Source organism: Rhodoferax fermentans, assembly GCF_002017865.1.
Lineage (GTDB): Bacteria > Pseudomonadota > Gammaproteobacteria > Burkholderiales > Burkholderiaceae_C > Rhodoferax > Rhodoferax fermentans.
The window spans coordinates 2,939,857-2,955,552 of the sequence record NZ_MTJN01000002.1 but is presented as its reverse complement, the minus strand read 5'-3'; the positions used below and the strand labels follow the sequence as shown (position 1 = coordinate 2,955,552).

Here is a 15,696-nt window from a genome sequence, read left to right as displayed (position 1 = left end):
TTTGGACAGGACACCCACGGACAGCCGCTGTTTGGATCGCAAGCCGCCGCACAGGCACACATCACGCCAATCATAAGAAATCAGCCTGCAGCCCTCATATCAAAAGGGAATGCAGCTATGATTTTTATATCTCCTACATGTTCCTGATCCGATCAGCGCCCCGCCCGATAAGACTTTCTTAAGACGCCCTTTTTAAGCTTGTCCCCAGTTCATCACTGAGGGTCAAGCATGAAATTCCAACACCACTTCCGCACGCTGTTCACCAGCCTGGCAGTTGCCCTGCCGCTGCTGGCCAACGCCAACCCGATCCTGGACAGCTACAAAGCCCAGGCAAAAACCGAGAACCCCGCGTTCAAGGACTTCAGCGCCGCTGCCGGGCAAAAGCTCTACACAACACAAGGGCCGAACCAGTTGGCGTGTTCGTCCTGCCACTCCGATTCCCCCAAAAACGCTGGTCAACACGCCAAGTCCAACAAGGTCATCGAACCGATGGCACCCAGCGTGAACCCGCAGCGTTTCACCGACGCGGCCAAGGTCGAAAAGTGGTTCAAACGCAACTGCAATGACGCGCTGGGCCGGGCCTGCACCACGCAGGAAAAAGGCGACTTCATGAGTTATGTGTTGTCGGTCAAATAAGAAGGAAGGGCGCACGATGTCACACCACCCACTATGGACCCTCGCCACGATCTTCACGCTGGCGCTTGGCAGCTTGAGCGCCCAGGCCAAATACAACGGTGAAGACCGGGGCCGCCCGGTGATGCCGGCGCAAAACAACGCCAAATGGCAGGCTGAATGCAGCAGCTGCCACCTGGCGTTCCCGCCCGGTTTGTTGCCCGCAGCGTCCTGGCAAAAGATGATGGGCGAGCTGGACCAACACTTTGGCACCGACGCCTCGTTGTCTGCCGCTGACACCACCGAGATCACCAATTACCTGGTCAAACACGCCTCCAACCGCTGGACGGCCAACACCGCGCCGCTCAAGATCACAGAGAGCGGCTGGTACACCTCCAAACACCGCGCCAAAGAAATTGACCCGGCCGTGTGGAAACGGGCTTCGGTCAAAAGCCGGTCCAACTGCATCGCCTGCCACCGTGACGCTGACAAAGGCGAGTTTGACGAGGACACCGTCCGTATTCCCAAATGAGCCCTATTGATAAACCTTTGCAGCCCACGCTGATCTGGGACTTTCCCACCCGTTTGTTCCACTGGACGCTGGCTGGCAGTTTTGCGGTGGCCTGGCTCACCGCCGAGTCAGACCCCTGGCTGGCGGTGCACGTGTTTTGTGGTTACCTGATGCTGGGGCTGGTGGCTTTTCGGGTGCTGTGGGGGTTTGCCGGTTCGCACTTTTCACGTTTTGCCAGTTTTGCGCTGAGCCCCTCGCGTGGCTTGGCCTATCTGAAAGAGGTGATGGCGGGCCGCGCGGCCCGTTATGTGGGCCACAACCCGACCGGCAGCCTGGCGGTCTACCTGTTTCTGGCGCTCACCTTGGTGATTGGTGTGACCGGCATCTTGCTGCTGGGCGCGCAAGAGCGCCATGGCCCGGCGGCGGGCTGGTTCACGTTTGCGCAGGGGGATGGTTTCCAGCAACTGCATGAGCTGGCCGCCACCGTGATGCTGGTGCTGGTGGGTGTGCACATCACCGGTGTGCTGATGGAAAGCCGGGTGCACAAGGAGAACCTGGCGCGATCCATGGTCGACGGCCACAAGCTGGCCAGCCCGGACACCCCGGAGGGCCAGCCACACAAGCGGGTGGCCTGGGTGATGTTGCTGCTGGTGCTGGGTTTTGGTGGCTGGTGGTTTGCGTATGCGCTACACAACCAGTGGGCGGCACTGACCGGCCAGACCGTGGTGCGCCAGGTGCCGTTTGTGGGCCCCACCCTGGCCGACAACGCTGTGTGGCGCGAGGAATGTGGCAGTTGCCATGAGGTGTTTCACCCCTCGCTCTTGCCCGCACGCTCTTGGCAGAAGATGATGACCGAGCAGGACCAGCACTTTGGCTCCGACCTGGCGCTGGATGAAGCCACCATCAGCGCGGTGCTGGCATTTATGGTGGACAACGCCGCCGAGCAGCAGGCAACCGAAGCCGCCTACAAGATCGGGCAATCCATCCCGCCCGAGGCAGCCCCGCAGCGCATCACCGAAACGCCTTACTGGATCAGAAAACACCGTGAGATGTCAGCCGCCGACTGGGCCAACCCGCTGGTCAAAAGCAAAGCCAATTGCGCCGCCTGCCACAGTGATGCCGACGCAGGCACGTTTGAAGACGGTGCCATGCAAGTGCCCCAGCCCAGCACCAAGAGCCGCCCGTCATGAAAACCAGGCCCCCGCGTCTGCACGCCCAGCGGCTACGATGGGGGCCCCACAAACGTCCGACCCACACCATGCGTATCCTGCTTGCTGAAGACGACCCCCTGTTGGGCGACGGCCTGCGCACCGGGCTGCGCCAGCAGGGTTTTCTGGTGGACTGGGTGCGTGACGGCTTGGCCGCCGAGCGCGAGATCGGCTACGACAAACACCAGGCCGCGGTGCTGGACCTGGGCCTGCCGCTCAAAGACGGCATGGAGGTGCTGCAGTCGGTGCGGCGCCAGAAGATCACCCTGCCGATCCTGATCCTGACCGCGCGTGACGCGGTGCCCGACCGCATCAAGGGGCTGGACGGCGGCGCCGACGACTATGTGGTCAAACCGGTGGACCTGTTTGAGCTGGGCGCACGCCTGCGCTCGCTGGTGCGCCGCGCCCACGGCCACACACAAGACCTGCTGAGCTGTGGTGCGCTCCAGGTGAATCTGGCAGCGCGTACCGTCACGTTGTCCGGGCAGGCTGTGGGTTTGTCGATGCGTGAGTTTGACCTCTTGCATGTGTTGATGCTCAACGCCGAACGGGTCATGTCGCGCGAACAGCTGGAGCAGCAGCTCTACAGCTGGGGTTATGAGGTGGAAAGCAACGCGGTGGAGGTGCACATCCACCACCTGCGCAAGAAGCTGCAGGCCGACCTGATCCAGACCGTGCGTGGTGTCGGCTACACCCTGATGCCCCCCAAAGACACGCCGGTGGCGCCCGCAGCATGAGCCTGTTCAAGCGGCTGGCCTCCTTGCAGGCGCGCCTGCTGGTGCTGTTGCTGCTGCTGATTTTTGGGGTGTGGGTGTCGGCGGCGGTGTTGACCTGGGTGGATACCCGCCATGAACTCGACGAGTTGCTCGACGCCCACCTGGCGCAATCAGCCGCGCTGCTGGTGGCCCAGCAGACCGACGCCGATGCCGTTGAGCGCAGCCACAGACCCCATCGCCGCCACACATTGGGCGATGACGAGCACCCGGACGCCCCCACCTTGCACAAATACGCCACCCGGGTGGCGTTCCAGGTGTTTCACGATGGCAAGTTAACGCTGCACTCCGGCACCGCCCCCGACACACCGATGTCGCCGCAGCTGCGTGGTTTTGCCACGGTGGAACTGCCCGACAGGGGCACTTGGCGCGTGTTTGGCGCCCAGGGCAAGGAGGGCGATGTGCAGGTGTTTGTGGGCGAGCAGTTGCGCTCGCGCCGGTCGATCCTGTGGGCGATGATGCAGTCGCTGCTGATGCCCTTGCTGGTCGCCCTGCCGGTGCTTGCGCTGCTGGGCTGGCTGGCGGTACGCCGCAGCCTGACCCCCTTGCGCACCCTGAGCCAGGCGCTCGCCCAGCGCCAGCCGCAGAGCGTGGCGCCGCTGGTCATCACCGACACCCCCAGCGAGATGGCGCCGGTGGTGTCCTCACTCAACAGCTTGCTGGCGCGTATTGGTCAGATGATGGTGGCTGAACGACGCTTCACCGCCGATGCCGCCCATGAGTTGCGCACACCGATTGCCGCGATCCGCGCCCAGGCCCAGGTGGCGCTGGGCGCCGGGTCCAACGTGGCCGAGCGGGACCAGGCGCTGCGCCAGACACTGGCCGGGTGTGACCGCGCCACCCACCTGGTGACCCAGTTGTTGACACTGTCCCGCCTGGAAACCGCCGGCCACCCGCCGCAGGGTGTTCGGGTGGATGTGTGCCAGATTGCCCAGCGGGTGGCCGCCGATCTGGCCCCCGGCGCACTGGCCCGCAGGCAGGTGCTGACGCTGGACACCAGCGCCACCGGCCCGATCAGCGCCGACGAGATGCTCACCGGTGTGCTGATCCGCAACCTGCTCGACAACGCGCTGCGTTACAGCCCCGATGGCGCCCAGGTCCGCCTGCGTGTGCACACCAGCGCGGGCCAGGTGCACCTGGAAGTCAACGACAGCGGCCCGGGCCTGCCACCCGCAGATCTGGCGCGCCTGGGCGAACGGTTTTTCCGGGGGCTGGGCAGCGGACAACAGGGCAGCGGGCTGGGCTGGTCCATCGTGCGGCGGATTGCAGAGGTCTACCGCGCGCAGGTTCTGGCCGCGCCCTCGAGCCTGGGTGGCCTGTGTGTCACGGTGAGCTGGCCACTTGCGCCAGATCAAGAATCAAGGCAAATTTGAGTTTACATGTGTCAACCTGCCACGACACAATGCGACAATTCGAGCATGACTACCACATCCACACCCTCCTTCGCCCCCCTCCAGAACGACACTTTTTTGCGTGCCTGTTTGCGCCAGGCGACTGACTACACGCCCATGTGGATGATGCGTCAGGCCGGGCGTTTCCTGCCGGAATACCGTGCCACCCGCGCCAAGGCCGGCAGTTTCATGGGCCTGGCCACCAACGTGGACTACGCCACCGAGGTCACGCTGCAGCCGCTCGACCGGTTCCCGATTGATGCGGCCATCTTGTTCAGCGACATCCTGACCGTGCCCGACGCGATGGGCCTGGGCCTGTCGTTTGCGATGGGTGAAGGCCCCAAGTTTGCTCACTCGGTGCGTGACGAAGCCGCCGTGGCCAAGCTTGAAGTGCCCGACATGGCCAAGCTGCAGTATGTGTTTGACGCGGTCACCTCGATCCGCAAGGCGCTCAACGGCCGGGTGCCGCTGATCGGCTTCTCCGGCAGCCCCTGGACCCTGGCCTGTTACATGGTCGAAGGCGCTGGCAGCGACGACTACCGCCTGGTCAAGACCATGATGTACAGCCGCCCGGACCTGATGCACAAGATTCTGGAAATCAACGCCGACGCAGTGGCGCTGTACCTCAACACCCAGATCGAAGCCGGTGCGCAAGCGGTGATGGTGTTTGACAGTTGGGGTGGTGTGCTGGCCGACGGCGCGTTCCAGGAGTTCAGCCTGGCCTATACCCGCCGTGTGCTGGCCAAATTACACAAAACCTGGCTGGGCGCCACCATCCCGAGCATTGTGTTCACCAAGGGCGGCGCCCTGTGGCTCGACGAGATGGAACAGCTGGACTGCAACGCACTTGGCCTGGACTGGACCGCCAACCTGACCAAGGCCCGCATCATTGCGGGTGGCAGCAAGGCCTTGCAAGGCAATCTGGACCCGAACGTGTTGTTTGCGCCACCCGAAACGATTGAGGCCGAGGTCATCAAGGTGCTCAACGCCTTTGGCACACCGCACAGCGGACCCGGCTTTGGCCCGACCCACATCTTCAACCTGGGTCATGGCATCAGCCAGCACACCCCGCCCGAACATGTGGCGGCCTTGGTTGAAGCGGTGCACAAACATTCCCGCCTGATGCGTGGCGCCTGCTAGTTAAGGCGCTGGCGGCTGGCTAGCACTTTTTGGCCTGTTTTTGGCAGTTTCCAGCAAAAAAAATTGCCACTTATGCACAAAATTGGTGAACCACAGTGCGGGTCACGAGCCCACCTATCAAGTACACTATCAAACGCATAGCAGTTGTAAGTGGTTGATTTTAAAGGGTTTTGAATTTTGCATGTTTTTTGGGCAGGCTAACAAAACCCTTGATTTACAAGGCCCGGCAGCCTCTATCGACGAGCTATCAACAAAGTTATCCACAGAAAACTTGGATGAACTTCAAACCCTCGCAGAATCAACGACTTAAGGCGAATTTCGCAAGTTCACTTGAACACCCCCTCCCAAGCTGAGCCAGTCGCCGCCACCCTGGTGTCGGTGCTGGTCCACACCCCGGCACACAGCCAGATGGCCGGTACCCTGAGTTACACCAGTGAGCATGCCCTGCCCCCGGGCACCTTGGTGCGGGTGCCGCTGGGCCAGCGTGAGCTGCTTGGGGTGGTGTGGGAGCAGCAGCCCATCAGCGACGACACGCCGCCGATGGACCCCAGCAAACTGCGGCCGGTGGCCGCGGTGCTGGACGCGCTGGCGCCCTTGAGTGTCCACTGGCGCACCCTGATCCACTTTGCCGCGAGTTATTACCAGCGCTCGGCCGGAGAGGTGGCGCTGGCCGCCCTGCCGCCGCAGTTGCGTGACATCAGCAGCCTGCAGCTGGCGCGCAAACTCAAAAAGAAAGCCAAGAGCCAGCTCAAGGCGCAGGCCGCACCCGCCACAGACGCCACGCCGCCTCAGGATATTCCTGAATTGGTAGCACTGACCCCAGAGCAGACAAGGGCTATCGGCCAATTTGATGACAATCCTGGGCCGTTTTTGCTGTTTGGCGCCACCGGCAGTGGCAAGACCGAGGTGTTCATGCGCTGCGCCGCCGATGTGCTGGCAAGCTCGGACAGCAGCCAGGTGCTGGTGATGGTGCCCGAAATCAACCTGACGCCGCAGCTCGAAGAACGTTTCAAAGCCCGCTTTTGCGCCCAGTACGGTTTGGAGGCGGTGGTGTCGATGCACAGCGGCCTGACCCCGGCGCAGCGCCTGGCGAGCTGGCTGGCGGCGCACAGCGGCAACGCGCGCATTGTGCTGGGCACCCGCATGGCGGTGTTTGCCTCGATGCCACATCTGGCACTGATCGTGGTCGACGAGGAACATGACCCGAGTTACAAAAGCCAGGACGGTGCCCGCTATTCAGCGCGTGACCTGGCGGTCTACCGCGGCAAGCTGGAGGGCGCCAAGGTGCTGCTGGGTTCGGCCACACCCTCGCTCGAGAGCTGGTACCACAGCCGCCCGGCGGCCGAGGGTGGGCGTTACATGCGGCTGGAGATGCCGAGCCGGGTGGGTGCCAATGCCATCCTTCCCCTGGTGCGGCGTGTGGACATGAACCACCAGCCCAAGGGCTCAGTGATCTCGCCGCCGCTGCTTGACGCGATTGGCCAGCGCATCACACGTGGTGAACAAAGCATGGTGTTCTTGAACCGGCGCGGTTACGCCCCGGTGCTGAGCTGCGCCGACTGCGACTGGAAAAGCAATTGCCCACACTGCAGCGCCTTTCGCGTCTTTCACAAGATCGACCGCACGCTGCGCTGCCACCACTGCGGCTTCACCGAACGGGTGCCACGCGCCTGCCCGGACTGCGGCAGCCTGGACATCGCGCCAGTGGGGCGCGGCACCGAGCGACTCGAGGAACAACTCGCTCTGTTGCTTAGCAGCATGAGCCGCCCCGACGGCAGCGCGGTACGCATTGCCCGCATCGACGCCGACACCACCAAACTCAAAGGTTCGCTCGAGAGCCAGTTGGCGCAGGTGCATTCGGGCGAAGTCGATGTGCTGGTGGGCACCCAGATGATTGCCAAGGGCCACGACTTTCGCCGCATCACCCTGGTGGCGGCGATCAACCCCGACGGCGCCTTGTTCTCGAGCGACTTCCGCTCGCCCGAGCGCCTGTTTGGCCTGCTGATGCAGGCGGCGGGCCGCGCCGGGCGCGACGCCAGCAACACCAGCCGCAGCGAGATGTGGGTGCAAACCTTCCACCCGACGCACCCGCTGTATGAAACGCTGAAACAACACGACTACCCGGCTTTTGCCGCCTCACAGCTGGTGGAGCGCCAACAGGCCGGTATGCCACCGTTCAGCTTCCAGGCGCTGGTGCGCGCAGATGCCCGCACCCAGGAAGCCGCCCAGGCCTTTTTGAACAGCGCCAGCAGCGCTTGTGACGGCCTGGCGGAGCTGGCGCCCTGGCGCGAACACATCACGCTCTACCCGGCGGTGCCGATGAGTATCCAGCGTGTGGCCAATGTGGAGCGCGCCCAGATGCTGCTGGAGAGCCCCTCGCGTGCGGCCTTGCAACGCTTCTTGAACGCCTGGCAACCGACCCTGCACGCCATGCGCAGCCAGCCGCAGTGCAAAGGCCTGCTGCGCTGGGCGATTGATGTCGATCCGCTGCTGATTTAAAAGAAGAGACGGGAACGGAATAACGCAGCAAAGATGTCAGGCAACACCAAACTGGATTTCAACGCGGTTGTCAGGGGAGTTCGGTCCGTTCCATGCGTGATAAACCTCTCTGCTCTCCCCGGTGAAAGCCATCTTCGCCGCCACCATGTCGCGCACCAAAGGCTGATAGCCTTGGCTAAACAGTTGCCGCAGCCCGCCGTGGTAAGGGACAAAGGCGCAAGAAAATTGCCCCAGTGACTTGATGGGAAACGCACCCGCCACCGGGTTGTCGGCCGGTGCAATTGGAAGACAAAACTCCACCCGGTAGCGGTCCTTGCCGTTTTTGGGCAGCTGGTAAGAAATGAACACCCACGGCCCCACAACCTTCAAATCCCGCTGCTTGGCTTGGGCCATGAGCTCTGGCAGATACTTCTCTGCGTAACGCCCGACCTCCGGAATCGTGAGTTCCTGTGTTGCGTACAACACCGTCATGGGTTCGACCGTTTTTCTGTCCATTCACAACTCCTAGTTTTGGCATGAGGACTGCGCCGCGACGGCGTCCCCCCAAAAAAACAGGCCTTGCGGAGGGTCGATCTGAAGAACACGGGCCTGCTTGGCAGCAGACCCATGGGCACCCGACTCAGGCGGCTTTGGTGGCCACAATCACCTGGAAGTTGCCAAAAAACACCACATGCCGCTCGCAGCTGACGCCAGGCATCTCGTGCAGCAGGTTCACCGGGTCGTGGGTGCTCCACAGCGCCAGGCCATAGGGCTCAAACACCTTGAAATAGGTCCAGCTCAGGGCGCGCAGCAGCCAGGGGCGCGGGCGGTGGAACTCGGCCAGGTAGAGCTTGCCACCAGGGGTGAGCACCCGCATCGCCTCGGCCAAGGCCTCGATCTTGAGGTGGTGCGGCAGCTCGTGTAACAGGAAAAACATGACATTGGCGCTGACCGAGGCGTCGGCCTGATTCATGGCGATGGCGTCGTCCTTCTGGTACGTGATCTTGCCGGTGTAGTCCAACAACTTGCTTTTGGCGTGGTCAAGTTCGTTCTGGATGATGTCAGCCACCAGCACCTTGGACGCCCCGGCCTGCACCGCGGCCTTGACCACACGCGGCATCACATTGCCAAAGGCGCAGGAGGTGATCAGCACCTGCTGGCCGGTCAAATCCGTGCGTTTGAGGCTGTGCGTGATGATGGACACCAGGCGGCTGTACTGGAACAGCAGGATGCCAGCAATGATGGGCTGGTAGTCCACCAGCCGGATCAGGCGCATGTTGGAGTAGATCGGGTAGACATGGGCGGCTTCCTGTTGCAAGCGCCCCAAGGCACCCCGCACCAGCAACGCCCCTCGTGTCAGCGTGAAAAAGAACAGCGCAATACTGGCCAAGGCGGCCACCACGCCAAACACGGTATACGTCAACCAGGGGTGCATGCTTTTCCTTTGCGATCACAAGGATCGTGTGTTTTTCAAAATATCGAGGGCCAAGGGTAGCTGGTTGATAGCCACTCGCAATTGAGCTTTGTCAGGCTTCTGTAAAAAAACGCGCCTGACCCGTCCTCTGGCTGCCAACACGGTTGACAGCGGGGCCAAACAGGCCCAAAAACCCGGGGGCATGCCTCGGCTGGGTATGATTCGCCCCCTTTGCGCGTATCTCCTCCTCCATGTCCAGCCCCACCCCCAGCGGTCTCAACCTCGCCCAGCAAGAAGCGGTGAACTACCTGCACGGCCCCTGCCTGGTGCTGGCGGGGGCGGGCTCGGGCAAAACGCGGGTGATCACCCACAAGATTGGTCGGCTGATCCAGTCCGGCATTCCTGCCAAACGCATTTTTGCGATCACCTTCACCAACAAGGCCGCAGCCGAAATGCGCGAACGCGCCAAGGGGTTGATTGGCCGCGCGGCCAAAGATGTGGTGATCTGCACCTTTCACGCGCTGGGTGTGCGGCTGCTGCGTGAGGACGGTGCGGCGCTGGGCCTCAAGCCGCATTTTTCGATCCTGGACAGCGACGACGTCACCAGCATCCTCAAGGACGCCGGTGGCAGTGTTGACGCGGCCACCGCCCGCAGCTGGCAATGGACCATCAGCCTGTGGAAGAACCAGGGCATGAACTCGGCCAGTGCCTTGGCCGCCGCCAACAACGACAACGAGCGCATCATTGCCCGTGTGATGGCGCACTACGAAGAACGGCTCACCGCGTTTCAGGCGGTGGACTTTGACGACCTGATTGGCATGCCGCTCAAACTGCTACAACAACACGAGCAGGTCAGGCAGAAGTGGCAAGGGCTGGCAGGGCATTTTCTGGTGGACGAGTACCAGGACACCAATGCCACGCAGTACGAGATGCTCAAACTGCTGGTGGGTGGCAACGGCCCCGAGCAGGCCCGCTTCACCGCTGTGGGCGACGATGACCAGTCGATCTACGGCTGGCGCGGTGCCACGCTGGACAACCTCAAAAAACTGCCGATCGACTTCCCGAACCTCAAGGTCATCAAGCTGGAGCAAAACTACCGCTCTACCAGCGCCATCCTGCGCGCGGCCAACAACGTGATCGGCCCCAACCCCAAGCTCTTCCCCAAGACGCTGTTCAGCGAGCTCGGCGAAGGTGAGCCGGTGCGGGTGGTCGATGCCGACAGCGAAGAACACGAGGCCGAACGCGCGGTGGCGCGTATCCAGAGCCTGCGCACAAGCGGCCTGAACCAGGCCGGGCCGCAGTTCAAGGAATGGCGCGACTTTGCGGTGCTCTACCGCGCCAACCACCAGGCCAAACCCTTCGAGAAAGCACTGCGCAAAGCACAGATCCCGTACAAGGTGTCGGGTGGCACCAGCTTCTTCGACCGCGCCGAGGTGAAAGACCTGTGCGCCTGGTTTCGGCTGTGGATCAACAACAACGACGACCCGGCTTTTTTGCGCGCGGTGACCACGCCCAAACGCGGCATTGGCCACCAGACGCTGGGGCACCTGGGCGACTTTGCGTCGCGCTACAAACTCAGCATGTTTGGTGCCTTGTTCTCGTCGAGCCTGAGCAGCGTGATCTCGGGCAAGGCGCTGGGCAGCCTGCACGAGTTTGGCCGCGAGGTCAACGACCTGGAGTTCCGCGCGCGCCACACGCTAGGTGCCGAGGCCGCCAAAACCTTTTTGATGGACTGGCTCAAAGACATCGGTTACGAGCAATACCTGTACGACGGGGAAGACAGCGAACAGGTGGCCAACGCACGCTGGAGCAATGTGCTGGACTTCATCGACTGGATGAGTGGGCGTTGTGGTGGCCAGATTGACGACGCCTCAGGTGTGAACGCGGTCGGTGAGGTCAAGTCGCTGCTGGAGGTGGCACAAACGGTGTCACTGCTGTCGACCATTTCCGAGCAGGAAAAAGACCAGAACGTGGTCACCCTCTCGACCCTGCACGCCTCCAAGGGGCTGGAGTGGCCGCATGTGATGCTGGTGGGTGTGACCGAGGGCATGTTGCCCTTCAAGTTACGCGACAACCCCGACGCCGAATCGGCCGGGCCAACCAGCGCGCTGCAGAAAGCCCAGGCGATGGAGGCCGCCAACGCGTCGCTGACCACCCACCTGCAAGAGGAACGCCGCTTGATGTACGTGGGCATCACCCGCGCCCAGCGCAGCCTGGCGGTGAGCTGGACCCGCAAACGCAAAAAGGGCCGCGAGATGGTGCAGGCCCAACCCAGCCGGTTTATTGAAGAAATGGGCTTGGACCAGGCCACCGTCAAAGAAGACCCACGCGCCAAACTCAAGGCCCTGCGCGCCGAATTTGCCCAAAAGGCCGCCGACGGCGCGGCGGCGCGCGCGCAGACGCGCTAACTCCGTTGCAGGCTGGCGCTGGCGGCCCAGCCCCCAGCAACAGCTTCAAGGCGTGATCAGCCTGGTCTTGGCACTGTTCGCCAGCGTACAGACGGCAAGCTGCGGTCTTTTTACAGTGTGTCATCCTGAGCTCACGGCTCACCTTTCCGACATCCTTTGAGCAAAGACGCCCATGACCGACGAACAGCACCCCCCGTTTGACACCCTGCTGCCCGCCCCCCCAACACCCGCTGCCCAGGCCCCTTTGCAGTTGCGGGTGGGTTTTGAAATGGTCTACGACTGCCCGGCGCCCACACCGATGATCCTGGCGCTCAATATCCACCATTCGCGCGCGCCTGACCTGGTGCGCCCCGACCTGTTGGTCACCAGCCCGGCGGTGCCGATCACCGCCTACCACGACCTGTTTGGAAACTGGTGCAGCCGCATCGTGGCACCACCCGGACGTTTTGTGCTGAGCACCGACGCCCTTGTCAACGACAGCGGCCTGCCCGACATCGTGGCCCCGTGGGCCATACAAACGCCCGTGGAGCTGTTGCCCGAGTCCACCCTGGTGTATTTGCTGGGCAGCCGCTACTGCGAGACCGATCAACTGTCCGAGACCGCCTGGCAGCTGTTTGGCCATGGCCCCACGGGCTGGGCGCGGGTGCAGGCGATTTGTGACTTTGTGCACCAGCACATCGAGTTTGGCTACCACCACGCCCGGCGCACCCGCACCGCCTGGGAGGCCTACAACGAAGGCCAGGGCGTGTGCCGCGACTATGCCCACCTGGCCATCACTTTTTGCCGCTGTATGAACATCCCGGCGAGGTATTGCACCGGTTACCTGGGTGACATCCGTATCCCACCGATTCCCTGCCCGATGGATTTTGCGGGCTGGTTCGAGGCCTACCTGGGGGACCAGTGGTACACCTTTGATGCCCGCAACAACACACCACGTATTGGCCGGGTGCTGATGGCGCGCGGGCGCGACGCCTGTGATGTGGCGCTGGCCAGCACCTTTGGCCTCAACACCTTGAGCAAGTTCACCGTCTGGGCCGACGAGGTCAGACCCCAATGAACACTGCCAAATACCCACCCACCTACCCAGATCGGACACCCTGTTTATGAGCCTTTTTCACGCCGTGGTTTTTGTCGACCACCACCACGCCCAGGTGCTGCAGTTTGACGCCGAGCAAACCCAGCTGCAAAAAATTCACGAGCATCAGCACCTGACACGCCAGCATGCCAGCGGTGTGCGCTCGGAGCACGAGTTTTTTGGCGATGTCTGTGATGCGCTGGAAGGCGTCAGCCAGGTGCTGATCACTGGTGGCCACCAGGGTCTGGCGGGGTTTCGCCATTTTGTGGAAAAACACCGGCCCCAGACCGCCCAACACATCGCGGGTTACGAGGTGGTGGGCCATCCCTCTGAAAACGAGCTGGTGGTGATTGCGCGCAAATACTTTGTCCAAGCGGATGGCATGGGTGAAACGCCCATGCCCAGCTGATCCGCACCGCTTGCCCACCTGTGCCCGGTGGGTCAGCCGCCAAACATGAAGCTCGATGCGGTGATGGCTCCAAAAAAATCATCCTGGTGGTAGACGCAGCGGCCCGCCTCGTCACCTGCGGCGCCCACAGCCACCATCAGCGGGATCAGGTGGTCTTCCTGCGGGTGGGCCCGGCGCGCTGCGGGCGCAGCCGCCCAGTCCAGCAGGCAATGGATACGCTCTTGCGGGGTGGATGCCACCAGCGTCTGCTGCAGCCACTGGTCAAACGTGGCAGACGGTGCCCGGCCCACCGGCCCCAACTCACGCAGGTTGTGGTAGCTCAGGCCACTGCCCAGGATCAGCACCCCTTCGTCGCGCAGCGGCGCCAGCGCGCGCCCCAGCGTGATGTGTTGCTGCGGGTCGTAGCCCACACGCATCGACAGCTGCAGCACCGGCACATCGGCGTTCGGGTAGATCACCGCCAGCGGGGTGAAGGTGCCGTGGTCAAAACCGCGCTGCGGGTCCAGCCGGGCGGTGAACCCAGCCCCCTGGATCAGCGCCTGCACCTGCAGCGCCAGCTCGGGCGCGCCCGGTGCCGGGTACTGGATCTGGTAGGTGTGGGGCGGAAAACCATAGTAGTCGTACACCATCGGCGGCCTGGGGCTGCTCATGAGGGTGAACTCGGGCTCTTCCCAGTGGCCGGAGATCACCAGCACCGCCTTCGGTGTCACACCGACCTGGCCCGGCATGGCCTGCAGCGATGCCGCCAACGTGCCGTAAGGGCCCTGCAGCTGCTCGGCCATCCACGGCCAGGGGCCACCGCCGTGGGAGATGAAATAAGTGGGTAAACGTCGGCTATGTGTCATGAGGGTGTACCTGAAATGGGGGCCTGTCGGCTGGGGTCAAGGTTACGCCAAAGCCGTGTCGGCCGCAGTCAGCAGCTGGGGCGCCGCCACAGATGGGGGCAGCGGCGCACGCGAAGTGGGCGCCCCCACACCCAAGCTTTGCCCCACAAGGCAAAATGGCTGCTCCTCTCCTCCCCTGCGCGTGGTCAACCTTGCCGCAGCAACCCTAGCGCCGTCTGCCATGTCCCCTCTGTTCAAGTCAACTTTCATCGCGTTAAGCGCTCTCTCCACGCTGGCAACAGCCCAGACTGCAGCCCCACCCCCGGCACGCGACTGGCAGCACTGCCTTGCGCTGCGGGATGACAGCACGGCCCGCCTGCAGTGTTTTGACACCTGGGCGGCCCAGCAAGGCAGCGGGCCGACACCCCAGAGTGAGGCCGCATCCGCCAACAAGCTGGCGGCAGACAGCGGCTTGCCCGCCACACCCACACCAGCCGTGCCAACGGTCCAGATCACCATGACCGCGCCAGAGGAGCACAACTGCAAAAACACGCGTTTTTCGGAACTGTCGCGTTTCTGGGAGCTGGAGACTGGCAGCGACTGCGGCACCTTTGGCATCCGCGGGTACAAACCCATCAGCCTGTCGGTGGTTGGCGCCAACAGCGTCAACACCCAGCCCGATTCCTCGCTGGCCAACCACCGCGCCACCACCGCCACCGACTACAACACCACCGAAGCGCGCATCAGCCTGTCGGTCCGTACCAAGATTGCCCAGGGCCTGCTGACCCACGACCAGCCGCTCAAACGCGACTCGCTGTGGTTTGGTTACAGCCAGCAGTCCAACTGGCAGATCTTCAGCGGCACCCTGTCGCGCCCGTTTCGCACCACCGACCACGAGCCCGAGCTGATCTACATCTACCCGACCGACCTGAACCTGCCGGGCGGCTGGCGACTGCGTTACACCGGGCTGTCGCTCAACCACCAGTCCAACGGCCAGCCACTGCCACTCTCTCGCAGCTGGAACCGCGCGATTGTGATGGCCGGACTGGAACAAGGCTCGGAGTTCCAGCTGCTGGGCAAACTCTGGTACCGGCTGCCGGAGAGCGCCAGCTCCGACGACAACCCGGAGATCAGCGACACCATTGGCCGCGCTGAATTGACGGGTCTTTGGAGCCCGGATCAGACCAACAGCTTTGGACTGACACTGCGCCACTCGCTGCGTGAGCAGGCCAACGGCTCGGTCAAGCTGGAGTGGCTGCGCCGCCTGGGAGGCAGCTCCGGCAACAGCAGCCAGCCCAATGGCCTGCGCTTCCACACCCAGCTGTTCTCGGGGTACGGCGACTCGCTGATCGACTACAACCGCCGCCGCACGGTGCTCAGTGTGGGCTTGAGTCTGGTCGACTGGTAGCTCCTGAATGAATAGCTACTCACCCTTTATTGAATTGGGCTGGAG

14 protein-coding genes are annotated in these 15,696 nt (G+C 63.0%); 11 read left to right on the top strand and 3 right to left on the bottom strand.

Annotation, left to right across the window (positions count from 1 at the left end):
* Window positions 1-228 precede the first annotated feature (228 nt).
* The 7 genes from RF819_RS13810 to priA all read left to right on the top strand — a co-directional run bounded on the left by RF819_RS13810 (window position 229) and on the right by priA (window position 8,134).
* Window positions 229-636, top strand: a complete 408-nt coding sequence (locus RF819_RS13810) for a DUF1924 domain-containing protein (protein ID WP_078365516.1) — start codon at window positions 229-231, stop codon at window positions 634-636.
* 16 nt (window positions 637-652) lie between these two features.
* Complete coding sequence (locus RF819_RS13805) at window positions 653-1,144, top strand: diheme cytochrome c (protein WP_078365515.1); 492 nt, start codon at window positions 653-655, stop codon at window positions 1,142-1,144.
* Entirely contained in the window at window positions 1,141-2,313 is a 1,173-nt protein-coding gene (locus RF819_RS13800; protein WP_078365514.1) for a cytochrome b/b6 domain-containing protein, read from the top strand. Before RF819_RS13805 ends, RF819_RS13800 begins: the two co-directional genes overlap by 4 nt.
* Window positions 2,314-2,381: 68 nt before the next feature.
* The gene (locus RF819_RS13795) at window positions 2,382-3,068 is read left to right on the top strand and encodes a winged helix-turn-helix domain-containing protein (protein WP_078365513.1); all 687 of its coding nucleotides are present in this window, start codon (window positions 2,382-2,384) and stop codon (window positions 3,066-3,068) included.
* Window positions 3,065-4,477: an ATP-binding protein gene (locus RF819_RS13790; RefSeq protein WP_078365512.1), complete on the top strand. Its 1,413-nt coding sequence runs from the start codon at window positions 3,065-3,067 to the stop codon at window positions 4,475-4,477. The genes RF819_RS13795 and RF819_RS13790 overlap by 4 nt, the downstream gene beginning before the upstream one ends.
* A gap of 45 nt (window positions 4,478-4,522) precedes the next feature.
* Window positions 4,523-5,635 carry a uroporphyrinogen decarboxylase gene (gene hemE / locus RF819_RS13785; protein ID WP_078365511.1) on the top strand — a complete coding sequence of 371 codons (1,113 nt, stop codon included), beginning with the start codon at window positions 4,523-4,525 and terminating at the stop codon, window positions 5,633-5,635.
* Window positions 5,636-5,965: 330 nt separating this feature from the next.
* The gene (gene priA / locus RF819_RS13780; RefSeq protein WP_274610629.1) at window positions 5,966-8,134 is read left to right on the top strand and encodes a replication restart helicase PriA; all 2,169 of its coding nucleotides are present in this window, start codon (window positions 5,966-5,968) and stop codon (window positions 8,132-8,134) included.
* Between the two features lie 36 nt (window positions 8,135-8,170).
* Here priA and RF819_RS13775 read toward each other — a convergent pair whose 3' ends face one another.
* Together RF819_RS13775 and RF819_RS13770 are read right to left on the bottom strand one after the other, a co-directional pair.
* Window positions 8,171-8,629 (bottom strand): GyrI-like domain-containing protein, encoded by a 459-nt coding sequence (locus tag RF819_RS13775; RefSeq protein WP_143541711.1) that lies wholly within the window; start codon window positions 8,627-8,629, stop codon window positions 8,171-8,173.
* Window positions 8,630-8,753: 124 nt separating this feature from the next.
* Entirely contained in the window at window positions 8,754-9,548 is a 795-nt protein-coding gene (locus RF819_RS13770; RefSeq protein ID WP_078365509.1) for a class I SAM-dependent methyltransferase, read from the bottom strand.
* A 230-nt stretch (window positions 9,549-9,778) separates the two neighbouring features.
* Between RF819_RS13770 and RF819_RS13765 the strand changes: the two genes are divergently transcribed.
* The 3 genes from RF819_RS13765 to RF819_RS13755 all read left to right on the top strand — a co-directional run bounded on the left by RF819_RS13765 (window position 9,779) and on the right by RF819_RS13755 (window position 13,419).
* Window positions 9,779-11,935: an ATP-dependent helicase gene (locus RF819_RS13765; RefSeq protein WP_078365508.1), complete on the top strand. Its 2,157-nt coding sequence runs from the start codon at window positions 9,779-9,781 to the stop codon at window positions 11,933-11,935.
* A 244-nt stretch (window positions 11,936-12,179) separates the two neighbouring features.
* Window positions 12,180-12,992, top strand: a complete 813-nt coding sequence (locus tag RF819_RS13760; RefSeq protein WP_078366953.1) for a transglutaminase-like domain-containing protein — start codon at window positions 12,180-12,182, stop codon at window positions 12,990-12,992.
* Between the two features lie 46 nt (window positions 12,993-13,038).
* Entirely contained in the window at window positions 13,039-13,419 is a 381-nt protein-coding gene (locus RF819_RS13755; protein WP_078365507.1) for a hypothetical protein, read from the top strand.
* A 32-nt stretch (window positions 13,420-13,451) separates the two neighbouring features.
* Here the strand turns inward: RF819_RS13755 and RF819_RS13750 are convergent, their stop codons facing one another.
* Window positions 13,452-14,264, bottom strand: coding sequence for a DODA-type extradiol aromatic ring-opening family dioxygenase (locus RF819_RS13750; protein WP_078365506.1), 813 nt, complete (start codon window positions 14,262-14,264; stop codon window positions 13,452-13,454).
* Between the two features lie 220 nt (window positions 14,265-14,484).
* On the opposite strand from RF819_RS13750, the gene RF819_RS13745 reads away from it, so the two are divergent.
* Complete coding sequence (locus tag RF819_RS13745; RefSeq protein ID WP_078365505.1) at window positions 14,485-15,651, top strand: phospholipase A; 1,167 nt, start codon at window positions 14,485-14,487, stop codon at window positions 15,649-15,651.
* Window positions 15,652-15,696: the final 45 nt, after the last annotated feature.